The sequence below is a fragment of the Brevundimonas sp. AVps31 genome (assembly GCF_058681355.1).
Genome location: NZ_CM178736.1, coordinates 1,115,966 through 1,137,211 on the forward strand (window position 1 = coordinate 1,115,966; position 21,246 = coordinate 1,137,211).

The 21,246-nt window shown below is 67.1% G+C and carries 22 protein-coding genes; 15 read left to right on the plus strand and 7 right to left on the minus strand.

The features are described from left to right. Genes ACW174_RS05340 through ACW174_RS05360 form a run of 5 tightly spaced genes read right to left on the minus strand, consistent with a single transcriptional unit; the run spans window position 1 to window position 5,566 of the window. Window positions 1-2,238 (minus strand): chemotaxis protein CheA, encoded by a 2,238-nt coding sequence (locus ACW174_RS05340; protein ID WP_492016669.1) that lies wholly within the window; start codon window positions 2,236-2,238, stop codon window positions 1-3. Window positions 2,239-2,252: 14 nt separating this feature from the next. Next, window positions 2,253-2,618 carry a response regulator gene (locus tag ACW174_RS05345; protein ID WP_492016670.1) on the minus strand — a complete coding sequence of 122 codons (366 nt, stop codon included), beginning with the start codon at window positions 2,616-2,618 and terminating at the stop codon, window positions 2,253-2,255. After that, entirely contained in the window at window positions 2,615-2,911 is a 297-nt protein-coding gene (locus ACW174_RS05350) for an STAS domain-containing protein (RefSeq protein WP_492016671.1), read from the minus strand. The genes ACW174_RS05345 and ACW174_RS05350 overlap by 4 nt, the downstream gene beginning before the upstream one ends. Then, on the minus strand, window positions 2,911-4,830 hold the full coding sequence (locus ACW174_RS05355; protein ID WP_492016672.1) for a methyl-accepting chemotaxis protein: 1,920 nt from the start codon (window positions 4,828-4,830) through the stop codon (window positions 2,911-2,913). The genes ACW174_RS05350 and ACW174_RS05355 overlap by 1 nt, the downstream gene beginning before the upstream one ends. Before the next feature lie 28 nt (window positions 4,831-4,858). Further along, on the minus strand, window positions 4,859-5,566 hold the full coding sequence (locus ACW174_RS05360) for a TorF family putative porin (protein ID WP_492016673.1): 708 nt from the start codon (window positions 5,564-5,566) through the stop codon (window positions 4,859-4,861). Between the two features lie 307 nt (window positions 5,567-5,873). On the opposite strand from ACW174_RS05360, the gene ACW174_RS05365 reads away from it, so the two are divergent. The 9 genes from ACW174_RS05365 to truA all read left to right on the plus strand — a co-directional run bounded on the left by ACW174_RS05365 (window position 5,874) and on the right by truA (window position 12,697). Then, window positions 5,874-7,415 (plus strand): ATP-binding protein, encoded by a 1,542-nt coding sequence (locus ACW174_RS05365; RefSeq protein ID WP_492016674.1) that lies wholly within the window; start codon window positions 5,874-5,876, stop codon window positions 7,413-7,415. Further along, complete coding sequence (locus tag ACW174_RS05370; protein ID WP_492016675.1) at window positions 7,412-8,038, plus strand: response regulator transcription factor; 627 nt, start codon at window positions 7,412-7,414, stop codon at window positions 8,036-8,038. Before ACW174_RS05365 ends, ACW174_RS05370 begins: the two co-directional genes overlap by 4 nt. Window positions 8,039-8,105: 67 nt before the next feature. Beyond that, window positions 8,106-8,522, plus strand: coding sequence for an acyl-CoA thioesterase (locus tag ACW174_RS05375; RefSeq protein ID WP_492016676.1), 417 nt, complete (start codon window positions 8,106-8,108; stop codon window positions 8,520-8,522). A 28-nt stretch (window positions 8,523-8,550) separates the two neighbouring features. Beyond that, the gene (locus ACW174_RS05380; protein WP_492016677.1) at window positions 8,551-8,886 is read left to right on the plus strand and encodes a hypothetical protein; all 336 of its coding nucleotides are present in this window, start codon (window positions 8,551-8,553) and stop codon (window positions 8,884-8,886) included. 57 nt (window positions 8,887-8,943) lie between these two features. Next, window positions 8,944-9,534 (plus strand): peptide deformylase, encoded by a 591-nt coding sequence (locus ACW174_RS05385; protein WP_492016678.1) that lies wholly within the window; start codon window positions 8,944-8,946, stop codon window positions 9,532-9,534. Then, entirely contained in the window at window positions 9,534-9,761 is a 228-nt protein-coding gene (locus ACW174_RS05390; protein ID WP_492016679.1) for a hypothetical protein, read from the plus strand. Before ACW174_RS05385 ends, ACW174_RS05390 begins: the two co-directional genes overlap by 1 nt. 657 nt (window positions 9,762-10,418) lie before the next feature. Beyond that, window positions 10,419-10,847 (plus strand): hypothetical protein, encoded by a 429-nt coding sequence (locus ACW174_RS05395; RefSeq protein ID WP_492016680.1) that lies wholly within the window; start codon window positions 10,419-10,421, stop codon window positions 10,845-10,847. A gap of 131 nt (window positions 10,848-10,978) precedes the next feature. After that, complete coding sequence (gene fmt / locus ACW174_RS05400) at window positions 10,979-11,938, plus strand: methionyl-tRNA formyltransferase (RefSeq protein ID WP_492016681.1); 960 nt, start codon at window positions 10,979-10,981, stop codon at window positions 11,936-11,938. Window positions 11,939-11,950: 12 nt separating this feature from the next. After that, window positions 11,951-12,697, plus strand: a complete 747-nt coding sequence (gene truA, locus ACW174_RS05405) for a tRNA pseudouridine(38-40) synthase TruA (protein ID WP_492016682.1) — start codon at window positions 11,951-11,953, stop codon at window positions 12,695-12,697. Between the two features lie 57 nt (window positions 12,698-12,754). Here truA and ACW174_RS05410 read toward each other — a convergent pair whose 3' ends face one another. Beyond that, complete coding sequence (locus ACW174_RS05410; protein ID WP_492016683.1) at window positions 12,755-12,892, minus strand: entericidin A/B family lipoprotein; 138 nt, start codon at window positions 12,890-12,892, stop codon at window positions 12,755-12,757. A 96-nt stretch (window positions 12,893-12,988) separates the two neighbouring features. On the opposite strand from ACW174_RS05410, the gene ACW174_RS05415 reads away from it, so the two are divergent. From ACW174_RS05415 to ACW174_RS05435, 5 genes are all read left to right on the plus strand, one after another. Beyond that, window positions 12,989-14,647, plus strand: a complete 1,659-nt coding sequence (locus tag ACW174_RS05415; RefSeq protein WP_492016684.1) for a thiamine pyrophosphate-binding protein — start codon at window positions 12,989-12,991, stop codon at window positions 14,645-14,647. Window positions 14,648-14,658: 11 nt separating this feature from the next. After that, the gene (locus ACW174_RS05420) at window positions 14,659-15,120 is read left to right on the plus strand and encodes a hypothetical protein (protein WP_492016685.1); all 462 of its coding nucleotides are present in this window, start codon (window positions 14,659-14,661) and stop codon (window positions 15,118-15,120) included. Window positions 15,121-15,165: 45 nt separating this feature from the next. Further along, window positions 15,166-18,075 (plus strand): DNA polymerase I, encoded by a 2,910-nt coding sequence (gene polA, locus ACW174_RS05425; protein WP_492016686.1) that lies wholly within the window; start codon window positions 15,166-15,168, stop codon window positions 18,073-18,075. A gap of 604 nt (window positions 18,076-18,679) precedes the next feature. Next, window positions 18,680-19,117, plus strand: a complete 438-nt coding sequence (locus ACW174_RS05430) for a hypothetical protein (RefSeq protein WP_492016687.1) — start codon at window positions 18,680-18,682, stop codon at window positions 19,115-19,117. Between the two features lie 345 nt (window positions 19,118-19,462). Continuing rightward, entirely contained in the window at window positions 19,463-19,948 is a 486-nt protein-coding gene (locus tag ACW174_RS05435; protein WP_492016688.1) for a hypothetical protein, read from the plus strand. Here ACW174_RS05435 and ACW174_RS05440 read toward each other — a convergent pair. Next, window positions 19,939-20,592 carry a hypothetical protein gene (locus ACW174_RS05440; RefSeq protein WP_492016689.1) on the minus strand — a complete coding sequence of 218 codons (654 nt, stop codon included), beginning with the start codon at window positions 20,590-20,592 and terminating at the stop codon, window positions 19,939-19,941. The two genes, ACW174_RS05435 and ACW174_RS05440, sit on opposite strands and share 10 nt — an antisense overlap. 177 nt (window positions 20,593-20,769) lie before the next feature. On the opposite strand from ACW174_RS05440, the gene ACW174_RS05445 reads away from it, so the two are divergent. Further along, window positions 20,770-20,925, plus strand: a complete 156-nt coding sequence (locus tag ACW174_RS05445; protein WP_492016690.1) for a hypothetical protein — start codon at window positions 20,770-20,772, stop codon at window positions 20,923-20,925. The last annotated feature ends 321 nt before the right edge of the window (window positions 20,926-21,246 follow it).

The window sequence follows — 21,246 nt, forward strand, 5'->3', positions numbered from 1 at the left end:
TCAGCTCGCGAGCTTGAGTTCAGGGCCAGAGACGCGGCGACGGGCGCCGGCGACGATGGCGTCGACATCGAGGATCAGGGCGACGCGACCGTCGCCCAGGATGGTGGCGGCGGCGACGCCGGTCACCTGCTGGTAGTTGGTTTCAAGGCTCTTGATGACGACCTGACGCTGGCCCTGGATGGCGTCGACCATCAGGGCGGCGCGGGCGCCGGACTCGGTTTCGACCACCATGGCCACGCCCTGTCCGGGCGGCACCGGGGTGTCGCGGAAACCCATGATCTGGGCGACGTCGACCAGCGGCACGAAGGTGTCGCGGAAGCGGATGACCGCGTCACGACCGCCGACGTAGTGCACGTCCTCGGCGCGGGGGGTCAGGCTTTCGACGATGTTGGTCAGCGGGGCGACCAGGGTCTGTTCGGCGGCGCCGACGACCATGCCGTCCAGCACCGCCAGCGTCAGCGGCAGGCTGAGAGTGAAGGTCGAGCCCTTGCCAGGGATCGAGCTGATGGTGATGCGTCCGCCCAGGGCCTGGATGGAGCGTTTGACCACGTCCATGCCCACGCCCCGGCCCGAGACGTCGGTGATGGTCTCGGCGGTCGAGAAGCCGGGCAGGAAGATCAGGTTGTCGACTTCCTCGTCCGTCAGGACGGCGTCGTCGGCGATCAGGCCCCGGCTGACGGCGATGCCGCGGACGCGTTCGCGGTTGATGCCGTTTCCGTCGTCGCTGATCTCGATGACGATGCGGCCCGAGCGATGCAGGGCGGCCAGATGGACCGTGCCTTCGGCGGGCTTGCCGGCCGCTTCGCGCACGTCCGGCTTTTCCAGCCCGTGGTCGATGGCGTTGCGCAGCATGTGGGTGATCGGCTCGGCGAGGCGTTCGACCACGGTCTTGTCGACCTCGGTGTCCTCGCCGGCGGTGACCAGTTTGACGCGCTTGCCGGTCATGTCGGCGACTTCGCGAACCAGACGGGGCATACGCTGGAAGACCGACTTCACGGGCTGGGCCCGGATGGCCATGACGCTGTCCTGGATTTCGCGGGTCAGCAGCTCCAGGTCTTCCAGACCCATGAGCACGCCCGACGACCGGGTCAGGCCGCTTTCCGCCACGCGCTGGGCCAGCATGGCCTGCTGGATGACCAGTTCGCCCACCACATTGATCAGGCGATCGACGCGATCGAGGTCGACGCGGATGGTGGCCGGAACCACCGCCGCCGGAGCGGCGGGAGCGGCGGGGGCGGCGGGGGCCGCGGGCGCGACCGGCGGGACGACGGCGACCGGCGCCGGAGCGGGGGCGGGAGCGGGGGCGGCCTCGACCACCGCTGCGGGGGCCGGGGCCTCAATCGGCGCGGCGGCGCGGGCCAGCAGGGCGGCGATGTCGAGATCGGCGGCGGGGGCGGCGGGGGTCAGGGTCGGCAGATCGGACAGGTCCGGCAGGATCGCGCCGCCGATCGGGGTGACGCTGAGATCGCAGTCGCTCTCGACGAAGTCGAAGACCTCACGCACCGCGGCTTCGTCAACGGCGGCGGTCAGGTCGAGCGTCCAGATCAGGTGGTTTTCATCGGGGTTGAGAACGTCCAGCGCGGGGATGGCGCTGTCGTCGAGCGAGACCTCGACCGGGCCGAGGCGACCCAGTTCGCGCAGCAGCAGCGCGGTCTCGTTGGCGTTGGCGTACATGGCGCCATGCGGCCGGAAGACCACGCGCCACCCGGTCGGGGCGGCGGCGGCGGGGGCCGGCGGCGGCAGGTCGAGGGCGGGCAGATCCAGCGCGGGAAGGGGGGCCAGGCCGACGGTCAGGGGGGTGAAGCCGAAGTCGTCATCCTCGTCCTCGACGGCGCCCGGGACCGAGGCCTCGCCGTGGGTCAGGACTTCCATCTCGGCGACCAGACCGGCGGAGCGGGCTTCGTCCACGGCGGGGGCGACGCCCTGGGCGGCGGCGATGTGGTCGGCCAGCACGTCGGAGGCGCGCAGCAGGGTGCGGACAGTGAGGTCGTCGCATTCCTTGCGGCCCGCGCGCAGCTCATCCATCAGGGTCTCGAAGACGTGGGCGAAGCGCACCAGCGCCTCCAGCCCGAAGGCCCCGGCCCCGCCCTTGACCGAGTGAACGGCCCGGAAGACGGCGTTGATGGTCTCGAGGTCGGTCTGACCCGACTCGAGCATCAGCAGCTTGGCCTCCAGATCCGCCAGCAGTTCGGCGCATTCCTGGAAGAAGGTGGCCTTGATCGCTTCGAAGGCGTCCACGTGAACCTCTGGCTTCAGGCGGCGACGCGGCGGACGGCGTCCACCAGCTTCACCGGGTCGAAGGGTTTGACGATCCAGCCCGTGGCGCCGGCGGCCCGGGCGCGCGCCTTCTTCTCGGCGTCGCTTTCGGTGGTCAGCACCAGCACCGGGGTATGGCGATGGTTCGGGTCGGCGCGCACGCCCTCGATCACGCCGAAACCATCCATGCGGGGCATGTTGATGTCGGTGATGATGATGTCGGCGCCGTTGGCGGCCAGCACCTCAAGCCCGTCGATGCCGTCGACGGCCTGGATGACGCGGTAGCCCGCATCCTCCAGCGCCATCAGCAGCATGTCGCGCATGGTGCGGGAATCATCGACGGTCAGAACAGTCTTGGTCACGCGGAAGCTCCCACGGGTGCGGTCTCGAAGGGGGCCGCGCCGAACGCGGCCCATTGATCCTGAAAGGCGGTTTCGTCGCCGGTCGTCACCGTCAGGTCCTGACCGTCCGCCGCCCAGGTCGCGCGGGCGGACAGCAGCACCTGCAGGCACAGGCCGCCCAGACGCTGGACCGCCGAGGCGTCCAGGGTCACGGGTTGTCCGCGCAAGGCCAGCAGATCGGCCTTGAGCGGCCCCGCCGCGCGGATATCGAGCACGGCGGGAAGGGCGAGTGAGTGACGGGTGGGGACGCTCATCAGAACTCCTCCCAGCCGTCCTCGACGGCCTGCGGCTTCAGGGCGGCGCCGCCGCGGCCGGTGGCGCGCATCTGCGACACGGGCGCGTGGTTGTGGCGCGGGGCCGGGGCGGCGCGCGGCGCCTGGACGCTGCCGTCGCCGATGCGGAAGCGGGACACCGACGCGGCCAGGCTTTCCGCTTCCTGCGACAGCGAGTGGCTGGCGGCGGTCGACTGCTCGACCATCGCCGCGTTTTGCTGGGTGACCTGATCCATCTGGTTGACGGCGGTGTTCACCTGCTGGAGGCCGGTGGCCTGTTCCTGGGCCGAGGCGGAGATTTCCGACACCAGGCCGTCGATCTCGGCGACGCGGCCGACGATGCGTTGCAGGGCTTCACCGGTCTGGCCGACCAGCTGGACGCCCGAGGCCACCTGGGCGGTCGAGGCCGAGATCAGGGTCTTGATCTCCTTGGCCGCTTCGGCGGAGCGCTGGGCCAGGGCCCGCACTTCCGAGGCGACGACCGCGAAGCCACGGCCGGCGTCACCGGCGCGCGCCGCCTCGACGCCCGCGTTCAGGGCCAGCAGGTTGGTCTGGAAGGCGATCTCGTCGATCACGCCGATGATCTGGCTGATCTGCTGGGCCGACTGTTCGATGGCGCTCATGGCCGCGACGGCGTCACGGACCACGATGCCCGAGGTTTCCGCGTCGCCGCGGGCGCCCTGGACCACGCTGGAGGCCTGACGGGCGCCCGAGGCGGTCTTGTTGACGGTGGCGGTGATCTGGTCGAGGGCGGCGGCGGTCTCTTCCAGCGAGGCGGCCTGCTGCTCCGTGCGGCGCGACAGGTCGTCGGCGGCGTGGCTGATCTCGCCCGAGCCCGACCGGATGGCCGAAACGTTGGACACGACCACAGACATGGCGTCCTTCAGCTGGCCCATGGCCGCGTTGAAGTCCGACTGCAGCTTCACATAGTCCGACGGGAAGGTCTGGGTCAGACGATAGGTCAGGTCGCCGTCGCTGAGCTTCTCCAGGCCTTCACCCAGGGCGGTGACGACGCGGGCCTGCTCCTCGGCGGCGGCTTCGGTCAGGGTCAGGTTGCGGCGGCGTTCGATGTCGGCCTTTTCGCGGGCGTCGACGGCTTCGGCCTCGACGCGGATCTTGTCGATGGCGGCGTCGCGGAAGGCGATGATCGCCTGGCCCATGGCGCCGAACTCATCCTTGCGGCTGGCTTCCGGCACCTGCAGGGAGGTGTCGCCGCCGATCAGGCGCTTCATGTGGTCGACCATCTTCATGACCGGACCGCCGATGCCGCGCGTCAGGGCCAGACCGGCCAGGACGGACAGGATGATGGCGGCGCCGATGCCGAGGCCCAGCACCCATTTGGCGGTCGTCGAGGCGTCGTCCTGGACGGCGCGAACGCGGTCGAGTTCGACCAGGTTCTGTTCCTTGATGGAGTCGAGCGCGCTTTCGACCGGCTCCATCACCTGATCGGCCGAGCCGCTGCGGCCGACCATGGCGACGGCGCGGTCGCGGGTGGCGGGATCGCGGGCCAGGGCGGCGCCCTGGGTGACGACATGCTCGAACCAGGCGTCGGCGGTGCGATCCAGCGAGCCGACCTCGTCCTTCAGCTCGGGGCCGGCGGCGTCCTCAAGTTCCTTCACGGCGTTCTTGAACGACTGGCGGTGGGCCGTGGCGCGCTGGATGTAGTATTCGTCGCCGGTCAGCAGGAAGCCGCGGACGCTGTTTTCCTGGCGGGCGAGGTAGAACTCGGCGGCCGCGGTGGAGCGCACCATCTGGTTGGCGACCGAGCGCTGGGCGCCCGCCTTGTCGAGGGCCACCATCTGGAAGAAGACGACCGCACCCATGACGGCGATCGCCGTCAGGACGCAGGCGAAGGCGGCGAAGAGTTTTCGACCGACGGGCATGTTGTTCAGAAAGGTCACTGGATAAGCCTCGAACGTTCGAAGTGGATCAGAAAGTGAAGGTGAGAGCGCCGACCAGACGGCCGTCGTAGTTGTCGCCCAGGTCGTGCTCGTCGGTGTCGTACCAGCGCACATCCAGCGAGACGGCGTCGGTGAGCTTCTGCTTCACGCCGACGTTCCAGGCGGTGTAGTCGGCGCCGCCGTGGGCGCGACGGGTGGCGACGGCGGCCGAGGCCTTGGTCTTGGGGGAAATCTTGTAGGCGCCCTGGGCTTCGACCCACCAGGCCTCCTCGGTCGAGGCGAAGCCGTCCGGGGTGTAGTTCACGCGAACCCGGCCGCTGACCGGCCCGATGCTGCGCGAAACGTCCGCCTGGTACTCCCAGTAGTTCGCATCGACCCCGGCGCGGGATCCGGGCAGGTCCCGGTTCAGAACCGCGAAGTCGAAGTCGAAGCCGTAAGCCTCGGGGGCCCAGCCGACGGTCGTGATGATCTCGGCGTCCGAGCCCTGCGACAGTTCCGCCGTGGAGGCGAAGACGCTGGCGTGGAAGGCGCCCTGGGTGACTTCAACCTGACCCGACACAGCCGGGTCGCCCATGCTCTTGCTGATGCCCTTGCCGACGTAGTCCGTGGTCACGCCGACCTGAAAATCGAATTCCGGGTCAGCAGACGCGGGTCCGGCGAGCAGAAGGAGACCGGTGAAGGCGACCGTGAAAGCCGCGCCGAAACGACGCGCAATATGAAGGCAGGCGGAGGACATTCTTACCCCTTGGTTGTTGCTGCCACAGTCGGGGTAACGCTAATATTCTTCGTAAACTTGACGGTACGTACAAACTCGTAAGGGTAGGTATAAACACGTATTATTGCGTCGCTGAGGCGGAACGCGGTTCGACTTTACAAGTGCTTGCGCCGACCGACCTGAGCCTCCAAAGGGAGAGGCGCCGCCGTCGGGCGGCGCCGCGTCGCCGCCTCGAACCGATGCTTTCGGAGGTTCGCCGGGCGCAGGGAAAACGCGGTTTCGGTGGAAAGTCGACACATACGTATTTTCCCCTATACGGATAGTTGTTATGCCTGATCCGAACGGGGCGCGGACCCCGGTGGAGGGAGAGGTCGATCCGATCACCGGCATCGATCTGAAAAAAGTGACAGGCAGGCGCTCGACGTCCGAAATCCTGTTCGCCATGGCGACCCTGTGGACCTACCGGGGCTGGCGCGCCTATCTGCTTGCCGTCGTCGCGGTGCTGGCCTGTTTCGCCCTGCGCGGCCTGCTGGAGATCATCGGTCAGTTCTACTATCTGCCGATGGTGCCGGCGGTGGTCATCACCGCCATGCTGGCCCGACGCGCGCCGACGGCCCTGGCCATCGCGCTGTCGATCGCCGGGAATGTGCTGCTGGTCGCCCGCGAGAGCGTGGTGGACACCATCGTCAACGCGGGCCTGTTCGCCGTGGTCGGCTGGCTGGTGGCGGAAATCTGCTGGGCCCAACGCCGCATGCATCGCCGCTCGATCGAACTAACGCGCACCCTGGCCGGGCGCAACGCCGTGCTGGACACCGTGCTGGCCACCGTCCCGGTCGTGATCCTCGACAGCGCCGGCCAGATTCGCCGCCTCACGCCCGCCGCCGCCAGCCTGTTCGGGGTCGACAGCGCCGAGACCGCCGGTCGCGCCTTCGGCGATCTGGTGCATGGTTTCGACCTCAAGCGACTGGACGGCAAGGCGTCGAACGGTCCGCTCGAGGCGCCGACCGGCCACTGGATCGGTCGCCGTCCCGACGGCCGCCCGCTGATCCTGAGCCTGCAGATGGGCGTGATGCCGGAGGCCTCTCAGGAAGACTATGCCGCCGTCTGCATCACCGATCTGACCGAGGCGGAGATGGCGACCGAGCGGGCCCGCGATCTGGACCTGCAACTGCACAAGGTCTGGCGACTGAACTCGCTGGGCGAGATGGCCGCCACCCTGGCGCACGAACTGAACCAGCCGCTGAGCGCGGCCACCACCTATATGCAGGCCAGCCAGCGCGACATCGAGCGCGCCGGCCTGATCGGCCAGAGCGCCGCCCGCACGCTGGAGCTCGCCAAGGGGCAAATCCTCCGTGCCGGGAACATCATCCGGCGCATGCGCGACCTTCTGGCGACCGGCACGCGCCGCATGGGCCGGGAGAGCGTTTCTTCCATGATTGAGGATCTAGGCCCCGCTTTTGCCCTTATTTCCCGGGACAGAGCGGTCGAGATTCGCATTGATATCGGTGTTACTGATGATTTTGTGCGGGCCGAGCGTATCCAGTTTCAACAAGCCCTGATCAACCTGGTCCGGAACGCCGCCGAGGCGTCCACGGGTCAGGCGACGCCCATCGTGGTGGTCCGGGGCGCGGCTTTTGGCGAAGGCGGATATCGGATGACGGTAGAAGATAACGGCCCCGGTATTGCGGGTGAGGATATCGAGGATATCTTCCGCCCCATGACTACAACCAAGTCGTCCGGCATGGGACTGGGCCTGTCGGTGACCCGCACCATCGTCGAAAGCCACGGGGGCACCCTGTCCGTCGGCCGCAGCCCGCTGGGCGGCGCGGCGTTTTCCTTCGACCTGCCGCGTGAAGGGTACGGGGCGTGAGCGCCGCGCGGCATTCCGTCTTCGTCATCGACGATGACGCGGCCGTTCGCGATTCCCTGCTGCACCTGTTGCGGAGCGAGGGCATCCGCGCCCGCGGGTTCGCCAGCGGCGCCGACTTCTTCGCCAACCTGCCCGAAGACCGGTCCGCCTGTGTCGTCACCGACATCCGCATGCCGGGCATGGACGGCGGCGAGGTCGTGCGTCGCCTGGGCCGGCTGAACGACCGGGCCTGGCCGGTGATCGTGTTCACGGGTCATGCCGACGTGCCGATGGCCGTGCAGCTGATGAAGGCCGGCGTGATCGACTTCATCGAAAAGCCGTTTGATCCCACGCGCATGATCGAGACGGTCAAGGGCGCACTGGACCAGCTGGATGATCTGTCGGCCCGTCAGGCGCAACGGCTGGAGGTCGATCGCAAACTGGCCCTGCTGACCCCCCGCGAGCGTCAGGTCTTCGACGCCCTGATCGAGGGCAAGTCCAACAAGGAGATCGCGCTGCTGCTGTCGATCAGCCCGCGCACGGTCGAGATCTTCCGATCCAAGGTGATGGACAAGATGCAGGCCGACAGCCTGTCCGCCCTGGTCCGGATGGGGCTTCTGGGGCCCTCCCCTTCCGGGGTTTGAGCGAACGCTTGCGGATCGCCGACGGGCGGCGGATACGGACCCGCCAAGCCTGACCGGAGCCTCCCCGATGAGCCAGACCGACCTGCCCACCCTTCCGACCGGTCATCCCGTCGGCCGCGTGATCGCCATGCCCGCCGACACCAATCCGGAAGGCGATATCTTCGGCGGCTGGCTGCTGGCCCAGATGGACCTCGCCGGCGCGACCCCCGCCTTTGAACTGGCCCAGGGCCGCTGCGCCACCATCGCGCTGGACGGGATGGTCTTCCACCAGCCGGTGTCGGTGGGCGACGAGGTGTCGATCTATGCCCGCGTCATCAAGACCGGCCGGACCTCTGTGCGGGTGCATGTCGAGGCCTGGAAACGCCCCCGTAACCACGCCCAGGCCGAGTCCATGCGGGTGACCGAGGGCGTCTTCACCTATGTGGCCATCGACGAGCACCGCAAGCCGAGGCCGTTGCCGGGAGTGGACAAGGCCCCGGCGTAAGGCGAAGCTGGGCGCGGGGGAGAATTTCATGGTCGTATTCATCGGGGCCTGTCTGGCCGGCTTCTATCTGATCCTGCGGGACCTGCTGCCCTATCTGGAGGCGCAGCGGTCCGGCGTGGTCAAAACCCGGGGCTACAAGCCGCGCAGCATCTATCGCGCGGAGGAGCCCGACCGGTTCAGGGTTCTGCTGCGCAACCGCGTGGACGGCATGATCATCGGCCTGCTGGCCTGCGTGTTCGGGGTGCTGTGGGTGATGATCGGGCTGTTCGCCCTGCTGGCCCTGTTCCCGATCGGCGCGATGATGACCGCCATCTCGCGCCGCTCGAAAACGCCCCGGACCCAGATCAGCGAGCCCTCGGCATAACCCTTCGCACCAGTCGGAAATCTTGACCTTTCGACCCGTCGCGCCTACCTCGCGGGTATGACCGTCCGCCGTATCCTTACCATCGACAACGCCGCCGACCTGGCGGTGTTGAAACAGGTTTCCACCCCGGTCGAAGGACCGGTCACCGACGAGGTGCGCGGTCTGATGACCGACATGCTCGACACGATGTATGACGCGCCGGGCATCGGCCTGGCCGCCGTGCAGATCGGCGACACGCGCCGGGTGATCGTCATGGACCTGGGCGACAAGGGCGGCGAGGCCTGCGACACCGACCCGGCCGAGATGGACGACGAGACCCGCGCGAAGTGGGAGGCCGAGCGCCGCAACCCGCGCTATTTCGTGAATCCCGAGATCCTGTGGACCTCGGAAGAGACCCTGCCCTACGACGAGGGCTGCCTGTCGATCCCGGACTATTTCGACTCCGTCGAACGCCCGGCCCGCTGCCGCATCAAATACCTCGGCTTCAACGGCGAGGAGATCGAGGAAGAGGCCGAGGGCCTGTACGCGGTCTGCATCCAGCACGAGATGGATCACCTGAACGGCGTGCTGTTCATCGACCACCTGACCCGCCTGCGCCGCGAACGCGCGGTGGCCAAGGTCAAGAAAGCCGCGAGGATGGCTGCCTGATGGCCCGTCTCAAGCGCAACCGCGACCGCATCATCGACACCAGCGGCCGTCGCCGCCTGACCCGCAACGAGAAGGTCGGCGTCGCCTCCATCGCCACCATCGTCGGCGTGGCCGCCATCGGCGTGATCGCCGGCGTCCTGCTGGACCGCCTGCTCGACTTCGACGACGCGCTGGACGCGGGCGGCGAATGGGACGAGGGCGGCGGGGTTTCGACGCGCTGGGAATAGGCTAGCGATCGGCTATGATGGAAAGCAGCCATGCAGCCAGCTAATATTTCCTGATGCAAATCTCGTCGCCCAGCTTTTGTAAGTCATGGTTCAGGGCAAAGAAGCGTCCCGTTGAGATGTGGGACGAAAGGCGGGCGAAATAGGCGCACGACGGCGGCTCTCCCTATACGGTTCTCATCGGGGATTGTGACCGGCCGACGCACTTCATCGAGATCGGCCCGAGCTCCTACAATGTTGGATTTCTGGATGAGCACCTCCGCGAAGTCCTGACCTACACATTCCAGAAAGTCAGCGACCGCGAACTTTTCCTGTCGATGGCAACACATCGCGAGTTCGAGGGCGACGCCGATGGGATCGTGGCCGGAGCGAACTACGTGTTCAAGACGACCGGCGAGGTGGACATTTTACATGTAACCTATCGCCCTGTGTATGCGGAGGAGTCTGCCAAAGGGCGGGTAGATGTCAGCTCCAACTACGAATCACTTCCACAGTTCAGAAGCTATGACAGCCTTTTGAAGCGGGAGCGCATCAACCCTCAAAGGGCGGTCTGAGGGGTGAAAGCCGAGTTTCCCTAGGGTAGGTACCGAACGGCCGCGAGGGGATCGGGCGCTGACGGTCGTTCAACGGCGGGAAGAGCGATCCGCCGGAGGAGAAACTATGAACTCGACGGCTGACACGCTGATGATGAACGCCAAAGGCTTCGCGATGTCAGCGGAGACACTGCTTTCGACCGAAGACTCCAAGCATAACCTGACGATCCTTCACCTAGCCTGTTTGTCTTTGGAATTGTCGTTCAAGGCATGGATTAAGTTCAAGGGCGGGAGCGAAGCCGAGCTTAGAAATATAGGCCACAAGCTCGACAAGGCATACGACCGGTCCGTAGCGTTGGGATTAGTCGATCCCAGAGGCCAAGTGGGATACGCGATCGCAGGATTGGCTCCCATCTACGCGAACGACTTCACCCGATACTTTCCTGACGTCGATGGTTTCCACACTCTGACGCCGGCCAGCTTGGTCGAACTGTCTCGTGCAGTTGCTGTCGGGATCGAAGAGGAGGTTTGGCCCGCGTCGGCGGGAATGGGCTAGACCCTGAACCCCGAACGGCCCGTCACCCCAAAGTATGCCGAAAGCGGTCGGGCGGCATGACAGCTAAGGGTAGAATGCCGACGTCGGCCCCACGCCTTGTCCCGGCCCCGCGCATAGGGCAAAGCGCGCACATGCGCCTCGCCTTCATGGGTACCCCCGATTTCGCCGTGCCGTCGCTGGCTGAACTGATCGCCAGCGGTCATGAGGTCGTGGCCGTCTATTCCCAGCCGCCGAAACCGCGCGGACGCGGGCAGAAGCTGACCCCCTCTCCGGTCCACGCCTTCGCCGAGACCATGGGCCTGCCCGTCTTCACCCCAGCCTCGATGAAATCGCCCGAGGCCATCGCCGACTTCGTCAGCCTGGACGTCGATGCCGCCTGCGTCGTCGCCTATGGCCAGATCCTGAAGACGGAGGTGCTGGAGGCGCCGCGTCTGGGTTGTTTCAACCTGCACGGCTCCCTGCTGCCCCGCTGGCGGGGCGCCGCCCCGATCCAGCGCGCCATCATGGCCGGCGACAATCAGACCGGCGTGCAGGTCATGCGCATGAGCGAAGGCCTGGACGAGGGCGATATCCTGTTGTCCGAAATCCTCGACATTCGTCCCGACGACACCGCCGCCACCCTGTCGGAGCGGATGTCGCACACCGGGGCCAGCCTGTGGTCGCGAGCGCTGGCCGCCATCGAGCGTGGCGGGGCGACGGGCACGCCCCAAAGCGGCGAGCCGACCTACGCCCGCAAGATCACTCCCGCCGAGGCGCGCATCGACTGGTCGCGACCGGCGGTCGAGGTGGACGCCCATATCCGCGGCCTGTCGCCCTTCCCCGGCGCCTGGTTCGAAGCCCCCGGTCCCGACGGCCCGGTGCGGATCAAGGCCTTGCTGTCCGGCCTTGCCGAGGGATCCGCGGCGCCCGGCACGGTGCTGGACGGCGACGGTCTGACCATCGCCTGCGGCGAGGGCGCCGTGCGGCTGATCCGCGTACAGCGCGAGGGCAAGGCCCAGCAGCCGGCCGACGAAATGCTTCGGGGATTTAATCTCCCGACTGGAACCGTACTGTCCCCCTCAAGCAGCGAGCCCCCGCGGGGCGAGCGGTAGGGAGACAGGGAGATGCCCCGCTACCGGCTGACCATCGAATACGACGGCTCGGGCTATAACGGATTCCAGGCCCAGCCCGGCCAGCCGACGGTGCAGGGCGCGCTGGAGGGGGCGATCAAGGCCTTTTCCGGCCAGACGATCCGGTTGGCGGCGGCGGGCCGGACCGATACGGGCGTGCACGCCACCGGTCAGGTGGTCAGCTTCGATCTGGAGAAGGCCTGGCCCGACCACACGGTCATGAACGCCATGAACGCCCATCTGATTACGGAGCGGGTGTCGGTGCTGGACTGCGTGGGGGTGGAGGACGACTGGCACGCCCGCTTCTCGGCGACCGGGCGCAAATACCTGTACCGCATCCTGAACCGGCCCGGTCGTCCGGCGCTGGATCTGGGCCGGGTCTGGCATGTGAAGAAGCCGATGGACGCCGGGGCCATGCAGGCGGCGGCGCAGGCCTTGGTCGGACTGCACGACTTCACCACCTTCCGCGATGTGAACTGTCAGTCGAAATCGCCGGAGAAGACGCTGGACGTCGCGCGCGTGACCCGCGTCGGCGAGGAGGTGCACCTGGTGTTCGAGGCGCGCAGCTTCCTGCACCGGCAGGTCCGCTCGATGACCGGCACCCTGGCCGAGGTCGGACTGGGCCGCTGGACGGTCGAGGATGTGGCGAGAGCGCTGGAGGCGCGGGATCGCAGCGCCTGCGGCCCCGTGGCGCCGTCCGACGGCCTGTATCTGACCGGCGTGGTCTACGACCCGGCCTGAACGCAGAAGGCCCGCCGGTTTCCCGGCGGGCCCCTGTCATTCGAACGGATCGAAGGATCAGTTCTTGGCTTGCTCGGCGCCCGTGGTGACGGCGCTGCCGGCGGCCGAGACGTCGCGACCCGCGCCCGAGATGGTGTTGCAGGCCGAAACGGCGAGGGCGGCGGCGACGATGGACAGAGCGATGATCTTTTTCATGGGAATCCCCTTTTTGGTGTGAACCTGCAGCCTGAACGCAAGCGTGACCGTGGGGTTGCATGGCCAAGGCGCGGTTTGATCTGCTAACTCGCCTCCATGACCCAGCCCGCGAACACCGCCGCCCGCCGCCTTGTCGAAACCCTCGTCATGAACGGCATCGACCGCGTCTTCTGCGTGCCCGGCGAAAGCTATCTGGCCGTTCTCGACGCCCTGGCCGACGTGCGCGACAAAATCCGGGTGATCGCCTGCCGGCATGAGGCGGGCGCCGCCAACATGGCCGAGGCCTATGGCAAGCTGACCGGCAAGCCCGGCGTCTGCATGGTCACGCGCGGGCCCGGCGCGACCCATGCCTCGATCGGCGTGCACACGGCGCATCAAGATTCCACGCCGATGATCCTGTTCGTCGGCCAGATCGCCCTGACCGACCGGGGCCGCGGCGCCTTCCAGGAGGTCGACTACCGCGAGGTCTTCGGCGGGCTGGCCAAATGGGCGACCGAGATCGAGAGCCCGGAACGGACGGTCGAGGTGGTCGAGCGCGCCTTCGCCACCGCCCTGCAGGGCCGGATGGGGCCGGTGGTCATCGCCCTGCCCGAGGACATCCTGCACGCGGACGGCGGCCCCGCCCCCGTCCGCGCCGTGACCCCCGCCAAGGCGGCGCTGGACCCGGCCTTCGTTGAACAGCTGCGCGCGCGCCTGTCCCGGGCCGAACGCCCCCTGCTGGTGCTGGGCGGCTCCGGCTGGACCCCCGAGGCCGCCGCCGCCATCGGCGACTGGGCCGAGCGGATCGGCCTGCCCGTCAGCCTGTCGTTCCGCCGCAAGGACATCCTGTCCAACGACCGGACGAACTATGCCGGCGACCTGGGTCTGGGCTGCAATCCGAAGCTGACGGCCCGCGCGAAGAGCGCCGACCTGATCCTCGCCATCGGCGCCCGGCTCGGCGAGAACCCGACCCAGGGCTACACCCTGCTGGACCGCGCGCGGACGGCCGAGACCCTGATCCACATTCATCCGGGCGCGGAGGAGCTGGGCCGGGTGTGGACGCCGCTGCTGAGCGCCACCGCCGACAACTCCCTCGCCGCCCTGGCGCTATCGACCATCGACCCGGGCCGGACATGGCACGATGAGGCCGCCGCCGCCCACGCCGACTACCAGGCCTTCTCGACCCCCGTTCCGGTCGGCGGCGCCGTCAACATGAGCGACTGCATGGCGCACCTGGGCGAAGTGCTGCCGCCCGACGCCATCGTCACCAACGGGGCGGGGAATTTCGCCGCCTGGCTGCACCGCTTCTATCGCCACCGCGCCTGCCGCACCCAGCTGGCCCCGACCTCGGGCGCCATGGGCTACGGCTATCCGGCGGCGCTGGCGGCCAAGAGTCTTCACCCGGACGTCGACGTGATCTGCATCGCCGGCGACGGGGACTATCTGATGACCGGGCAGGAGCTGGCCACGGCGGTCCAGTACGACATCCACGCCGTCGTGGTGATCGTCGACAACGGCACCTACGGCACCATCCGCATGCACCAGGAGACGCACTATCCGGGCGCGGAGCGGGTCATCGCCACGGACCTGAAGAACCCCGACTTCGTCAAATACGCCGAGGCTTTCGGCGCCTTCGGCATCCGCTGCGAACGCACCGAGGACTTCCCCGCCGCGCTGCAGGCGGCCCGGAACGCCGGCCGCCCCGCCGTCGTTCACCTGATCACCTCGGCCGAGGACATCGCCCCCCTGCGGACGATCACCGGCCTGCGTTCGTAACAGGAGCCATCATGCGCGCCGCCGTCCTGTCCGCCCTCGCCCTCGCCACCGCCCTGTCGGCGTGCGCCACCTCGGCGCCGACCGCGCCCGGCGGGGCCGGTCAGGCGACCAACCAGAACGACTGCGCCGTCATCGCCGCAGTCGCCACGGGCCACTACCGCTTCAACACCAGCGATAATGTCGCGCCGCCCGTCTGGCTGTTCAGCGAGGACAAGACCTGGGCGCCCCGCTGCGACTGGGACCGCTACGGGGTCAGCTTCCCGGCCGCCTACGACCCCGACCGCCAGCATCAGCCCGGCGACCGGGTGCAGTGGGTGCAGTTCCAGAAGCCCGTCTATGACGGCAACGGCGCGACGATCGAGGCGGGCATCCTGCACGGTCCGCTGGCCGGGATGGGCGTGCGCTGCCGTGTGGTGTCGGGCATCGCCGGCTGGACGCTGGCGGGGCAGTGCGAGAACACCTGGATCTCCTGACCGGCGACCGGTGACGGAGCGGGCGGCTGCCCCTATGTTCGCGCCATGACCGACGCGACGCCCGAGACCCCTGCCCCCGAAACGCCCGCCGAAGGCGGCCCCGTCCGTCTGTGGATGATCGACGCCTCGGCCTACATCTTCCGCGCCTACCACGCCCTGCCGCCCCTGACGCGCAAGTCGGACGGGCTGCCGGTGGGGGCGGTGCAGGGGTACTGCAACATGCTGTGGAAGCTGTTGCAGGACATGAAGGGGGCGGACGGGCCCACGCATCTGGTGGCGATCTTCGACCATTCGGAGAAGACGTTCCGGAACAGGCTGTACGACCAGTACAAGGCGCATCGGCCGCCGCCGCCGGAGGATCTGGTGCCGCAGTTCCCGCTGGTGCGGGAGGCGACGGCGGCGTTCGGGGTGCATTGCGTCGAGCTGCCGGGCTATGAGGCGGACGACCTGATCGCCACCTATGCCTGCCGGGTGCGGGATGCGGGCGGCGAGGCCGTCATCGTCTCCAGCGACAAGGACCTGATGCAGCTGATCGGGCCGTCGGTGGTGATGTGGGACCCGATGAAAGACCGCCGGCTGGCCGAGCCCGAGGTGTTCGAGAAATTCGGCGTCGGCCCCGAGAAGATGATCGATCTGCAGGCGCTGATCGGGGACAGCGTGGACAATGTGCCCGGCGCCCCCGGCATCGGGCCGAAGACGGCGGCGCAGCTGCTTGACGAGTACGGCGACCTGGACACCCTGCTGGCCCGCGCGGGCGAGATCAAACAGCCCAAACGGCGCGAGACCCTGATCGCCTTCGCCGACCAGATCCGCCTGTCCCGCGAACTGGTCAAGCTGGACTGCAGCGCCCCGGCGCCCGAGCCGGTCGAGGATTTCGCCGTCCGCCACCCGGACCCGGTCATGCTGGGCGAGTTTCTGGACAGGATGGAGTTCCGGTCCCTGCGCAACCGCGTCGGCGACGGCAAGGCCCCGGCCAAGGACGGCTCGGCCTTCGCGGCCCGGCCCAAGCCCCTGACCGCCCCGGTCATCAGCCCCCGCTATGCGCCGCAGGGCGTGGCGGCCGATGTCGAGGCCCAGACCTTCGACCCTGACCGCTATGTCTGTGTACAGACGATCGAGGAGCTGGACGGCTGGATCCGGCGGGCGGAAGAGGCGGGCGTGGTCGGCTTCGACACCGAGACCTCGGCCCTGAGCGCCACCCATGCGGGCCTGTGCGGGGTCTCCCTCGCGCTTGGGCCCAATGACGCCTGCTATGTGCCCCTGACCCATGAGCATGAGCCGCAGGCGGGCGGCGGCGGCCTCGATTTCGGCGACGCGGTCGAGACGCGCGAGGCCCTGCAGCAGATCGACAAGCCCACGGCCCTGGCGCGGCTCAAGGCCCTGCTGGAGAACCCGGCCGTGCTGAAGGTCGGGCAGAACATCAAATACGACATCGCTGTCATGGCCCAACGCGGCGTCACCGTCGCCCCCTACGACGACACCATGCTGATCAGCTACGTCCTCGAAGGCGGGTTGCACGGCCACGGCATGGACGAGCTGTCGCGCCTGCACCTGGGCCACGAACCCATCCCGTTCAAATCCGTCTGCGGCACGGGCAAGAGCCAGAAGTCGTTCAAACACGTCGAACTGGCCCCGGCGACGAAATACGCGGCCGAGGACGCCGACGTGACCCTGCGTCTGTGGCGCATCCTCAAGCCCCGGCTGGCGGAACAGGGCCTGACCACCGTCTATGAGACGCTGGAGCGCGGCATGCCCGCGACCCTGGCGGCCATGGAGCGGGCGGGCGTGCGCGTCGACCCGGTGCGGCTGCGCTCGCTCAGCAGCGAGTTCGGCATGAAGATGGTCGAGCTCGAGGCCCGCGCCCATGAGCTGGCCGGCCACCCGTTCAACGTCGGCAGCCCCAAACAGATCGGCGACATCCTGTTCGGCGAGATGAACCTGCCCGGCGGCCGCAAGACCGCCAGCGGCCAGTGGGGCACCGAGGCCAGCACCCTGGAAACCCTGGCCGAGACCCACGAACTGCCGCGCGTCCTGCTGGACTGGCGCCAGCTGAGCAAGCTGAAGGGCACCTATACCGACGCCCTGATCGAGGCCGCCGACGACACCACCGACCGGGTGCACACCAGCTACCAGCTGGCCGCCGCCACCACCGGCCGCCTGGCCTCCAGCGACCCCAATCTGCAGAACATCCCGATCCGCACGGCCACCGGCCGCCAGATCCGCCAGGCCTTCATCGCCGGCCCGGGCAATGTGCTGATCAGCGCCGACTACAGCCAGATCGAGCTGCGCCTGCTGGCCCATATCGGCGACATCCCCGAGCTGAAACGCGCCTTCAAGGCGGGGCTGGACATCCACGCGGCCACGGCCAGCGAGATGTTCAACGTGCCGCTGGACCAGATGGATTCCGAGACGCGGCGCCGCGCCAAGGCGATCAATTTCGGCATCGTCTACGGCATTTCGGCCTTCGGCCTGGCCGCCCAGCTGGGCATCGATCAGGGCGAGGCCGGCGCCTATATCAAGACCTATTTCGAGCGCTTCCCCGGCATCCGCGCCTATATGGATGCGACGAAAACAGAAGTGCGCGAGAATGGCGCGGTCAGCACCGTCTTCGGCCGCCGCATCCACATCCCGGCCATCCACTCCAAGAGCGGCGCCGAGCGCCAGTTCGGCGAACGCGCCGCCATCAACGCCCCCATCCAGGGCGCGGCGGCCGACATCATCCGCCGCGCGATGATGCGGATGCCCGCGGCGCTTGAGGCGGCCGGCCTGTCAGAGGTGAAGATGCTGCTGCAGGTGCACGACGAACTGGTGTTCGAGTGCCCGGAGGGGCTGGCGGACGCCGCGATCGTGGAGATCAAGCGGGTGATGGAGGGGGCGGCGGAGCCTGCTGTGGCGCTGACGGTGCCGTTGGTGGTGGAGGCGCGGGCGGCGGGGAACTGGGATGAGGCGCACTAGAGGCGGGGCCATTGCGCCCCTTTTGGACATTAGGGTCTGTCCTCGAGCTGGACATTGAGTGGAGGCACTATGCGAGCCCCCTTCACGGGCTGGCCTGTCCGGGTGGCGGTCGGGTTCTGGGAGGTAGCCAAGCCTAAACTCGTCCAAGTGCGCGGAGCGCCTAGATACAAACGGCCTAAGGAACGTTCCGGATAGCCTTAGAGCCGAAGCCGCTTCAGTTGGTAATGGTAACGGGGCACAATGGGCGTGCGACGGCCACGATCTAGGAAGAGGCTGGATCACCTCCCGTCTGATCACAAGGCTACCACGTTTGACCGTTCTGATGCGCCAATGTCAAACCATAGCCAAACGCGAAAGGTCGGGTTCGAGGTCAGGAATTCCAAATCGGGCCCTACGCCGTGTGGCCAGCGAATATAGCTTGCGCCACGGCCCGGCCTGCCCTTCAGCAGCTGAGCCCCGCGCGCTATCTGGGCCGACCTTAGCTGGGACTCGCTTCATCCAAAACGTTGTGAAGAGAGCATCGATCAGGTAGTTAATAACATGACACTACCGCTTGCAGTGCGCTTGGAACTGGTTCATATCAGGATCGCCACAGGGGGTTCCCATGATCACGGACAAGCAGACCATCTTCGAAGCGCTGGAAAGAGCCATGCGCGAAGAAGGCTATCAGGCTGGCCGTAAGGACGGGTTTGCCGAAGGCTACGCTCAGGCGCTGGCTGACATGACCGCCTTCGCTAAGGATCGCCTTCCGCCAGAAATGACTTCCGTTCGCGCTGCATCCTCGCTGTTCGATGACATCCCGGAGCCCGACCGCCAGCGCCGGCCGAAGGGCGAGAACGCCCGCCATGTCCGCGAAGTGCTGGCCGAGGCCACCGCGCCGCTGAACCCGTCCGAGGTCCGCCGCCGCGTCGCGAAGAAGACCGGCAAGCCGATCACTTACTCGTCCACGCGCAACGCCCTGTTCCAGCTTCAAGCGGATAAGGTGGTGGCCGAGGAGCATGGCCAATGGTCGCTGATCAAGGAGGACGCGATGGCTCAGTAAAATCACAGAACCCGCAAAGAAAAACGGCTCAGGCTTTCGCCCGAGCCGCTTCCTGAAAGTCCCGGCCATCAAGCCGTTGACCTCTTTTTGGCGAAAGCATCATCGCGCAAGAGGGCCGGGACGGCAACCTTTTTGATGGAGGTCCACAATGGATCGCCCGGTTTTCGTCCGGTCTTACGACCGTGTCCGCAACGGCTCTTCGGAGCATGTGACCCGTCATCGGCGCCGCAAGCGCCGCTGGTGGAAGAAGCCTCCGGTCTAGGCCGTGACTGACTAGGGAAAGCCGCCCCGCCGCGAGGTTGGGGCGGCTTTTTTCGGTATCATTACCGAACTACGGAGGGCGGCATGGTCAAAATGGCGGAATGGGTGTCTCGCGACATCTTCGAGGGTGTTGGTCGGCTTTGCGCCTACTACAGCTATCTCGAAGGTGCCGTGGCTCAGGCCATCTGGTTGGAACTCCAACTAATTCACGACGAAGGCCACCCGGTCACCGATGGCCTTCAGTTGGCCGATAGCCTCAAACTGTTGCTGGCCATTCATGAGCGGAACCGGAACGAAGAGGTGGCTGCACATCTGAGGTCACTGAGAAAACGCGTCATGAAGCTGGTCACTGACCGCAATCTTCTCACCCACGGGACGGTTATTTTCGACCCTGGCAATGATGGGCGTACCGGTCCCGGCGTTCGCTGGCTGGTCCGCCGAGGCGGCTACAATCGCAAGCCTCAGCCCGTGACATTGGAGATGGTCAACGGCCTGATCGAGGAATGTAAGGCCTTAACCGACGACATCAGCACCATCGGGCGCTTCAGCTTCCCGCCGGATCAGCGCTGACGGGATTTCCTCTCCAACGCTTCCTTACGATGTTCAAGGATCGAGAGCGCGATGAGCTTGGTCAAGACGAAGGAATTCTTGAACGCTTCAACGGCGGAGAAATACTTCTCTTCACCCCCGCGCACCGGATCGAGCGCGGAGATCTGGAAGTAGGCAATCCGTTCCTCGTCGTTGGTCTTGGCGACTGAGTTCCACAAGACGCGGCTGCTTAGGTGCACGAATTGACAGGCGTCATTGTAGACACCTTCCACCCACGGAATATCTTCCGTCATCCGGTTCACCAGAAGGCGATCTGTCAGCTTGGCACCGGTAGGGGTCTTGAACTTGTCCAGCTTCTCGCCGTTCACGAACGCGGCGGCGAAAGATTCCGGGTTATCAACGGCGCTCAGCGCGCTCAGGCGCAAGGCACAGTCCAACTGGAGGCGGACGAGGGGCGCGGCGACCGTGAAGTTCTGGTTTTTGACCATGGTGCGGAAGCCATCGGCGAGGCCGAGGGAGCGCTTGATCGAGGCCATAACCATCATGTCGGAGCGCCAAGAGTCCCCGAGGACCATCGCCTCTTTGCATTCGCGGATCATCTCCCCTTCGAGGTCTTCAATCTCGTTGAGGCGGTCGGCCAGAGTGCGGATATTTTCTTCGTTCATGGACGGCATATGGGGCGCTGCTAGGGCGTTGCTTTGCCGGAGACTTAATTTCGAATGAGTAGGTCCCCCGCTCTCGCGGGGATGACAAGGCGGCGGGGTCGGGGACACACCGCCCTTTTCGCTCACGGAACATCCCCCCGCCCCCACCAGTTGCCTCTCCATCACAAGGAGATCGCCATGACCGACGCCGCCAACAGCCCTGATCCCGTGCCGACCGATGATGACACCGCCTGGCCTGAGCCGGCGGGTGAGCGGCCGTCGAAGGACGAGCCGGAGACGGACGTCGATCAAGTGATCGAGGAAGGGACGGCGGTGCTGGGGACGCCGGACTAGGGCTTGCGGCGGGGCGGTGTGAGCCCCCTCCACCACGCGGCGCGGGGTCCCTGTTGCTTGTGAGGGGGAGTGAAAGCCCCCCTCCGTCTCGCCCGAAGGGCGGGCGAGCCACCTCCCCGTCGGCGACGGGGAGGAGACGCGACGGAGCTTGGGGTGACGAACCCCTCCGTCTCGCCCGCCTCCGCGGACGATCCACCTCCCCGCGGAGCGGAGAGGTGAAAACCCCTCCGTCTCGCTCGCGGGGCGGGCGAGCCACCTCCCCGCGGAGCGGAGAGGTGAGGGCGGGGGCGGGGTCCGGCTGAATTCCAGCGACCACGGTTA

Bases quoted from the DNA above. Each gene is read 5' to 3' on its own strand.
- fmt (WP_492016681.1), top strand. From the start codon at position 10,979: ATGCGCCTCGCCTTCATGGGTACCCCCGATTTCGCCGTGCCGTCGCTG.
- truA (WP_492016682.1), top strand. From the start codon at position 11,951: ATGCCCCGCTACCGGCTGACCATCGAATACGACGGCTCGGGCTATAAC.
- polA (WP_492016686.1), top strand. From the start codon at position 15,166: ATGACCGACGCGACGCCCGAGACCCCTGCCCCCGAAACGCCCGCCGAA.
- ACW174_RS05350 (WP_492016671.1), bottom strand. From the start codon at position 2,911: ATGAGCGTCCCCACCCGTCACTCACTCGCCCTTCCCGCCGTGCTCGAT.
- ACW174_RS05365 (WP_492016674.1), top strand. From the start codon at position 5,874: ATGCCTGATCCGAACGGGGCGCGGACCCCGGTGGAGGGAGAGGTCGAT.
- ACW174_RS05445 (WP_492016690.1), top strand. From the start codon at position 20,770: ATGACCGACGCCGCCAACAGCCCTGATCCCGTGCCGACCGATGATGAC.
- ACW174_RS05380 (WP_492016677.1), top strand. From the start codon at position 8,551: ATGGTCGTATTCATCGGGGCCTGTCTGGCCGGCTTCTATCTGATCCTG.
- ACW174_RS05395 (WP_492016680.1), top strand. From the start codon at position 10,419: ATGAACTCGACGGCTGACACGCTGATGATGAACGCCAAAGGCTTCGCG.
- ACW174_RS05385 (WP_492016678.1), top strand. From the start codon at position 8,944: ATGACCGTCCGCCGTATCCTTACCATCGACAACGCCGCCGACCTGGCG.
- ACW174_RS05420 (WP_492016685.1), top strand. From the start codon at position 14,659: ATGCGCGCCGCCGTCCTGTCCGCCCTCGCCCTCGCCACCGCCCTGTCG.
- ACW174_RS05410 (WP_492016683.1), bottom strand. From the start codon at position 12,892: ATGAAAAAGATCATCGCTCTGTCCATCGTCGCCGCCGCCCTCGCCGTT.
- ACW174_RS05430 (WP_492016687.1), top strand. From the start codon at position 18,680: ATGATCACGGACAAGCAGACCATCTTCGAAGCGCTGGAAAGAGCCATG.
- ACW174_RS05415 (WP_492016684.1), top strand. From the start codon at position 12,989: ATGACCCAGCCCGCGAACACCGCCGCCCGCCGCCTTGTCGAAACCCTC.
- ACW174_RS05390 (WP_492016679.1), top strand. From the start codon at position 9,534: ATGGCCCGTCTCAAGCGCAACCGCGACCGCATCATCGACACCAGCGGC.
- ACW174_RS05360 (WP_492016673.1), bottom strand. From the start codon at position 5,566: ATGTCCTCCGCCTGCCTTCATATTGCGCGTCGTTTCGGCGCGGCTTTC.
- ACW174_RS05435 (WP_492016688.1), top strand. From the start codon at position 19,463: ATGGTCAAAATGGCGGAATGGGTGTCTCGCGACATCTTCGAGGGTGTT.
- ACW174_RS05440 (WP_492016689.1), bottom strand. From the start codon at position 20,592: ATGAACGAAGAAAATATCCGCACTCTGGCCGACCGCCTCAACGAGATT.
- ACW174_RS05375 (WP_492016676.1), top strand. From the start codon at position 8,106: ATGAGCCAGACCGACCTGCCCACCCTTCCGACCGGTCATCCCGTCGGC.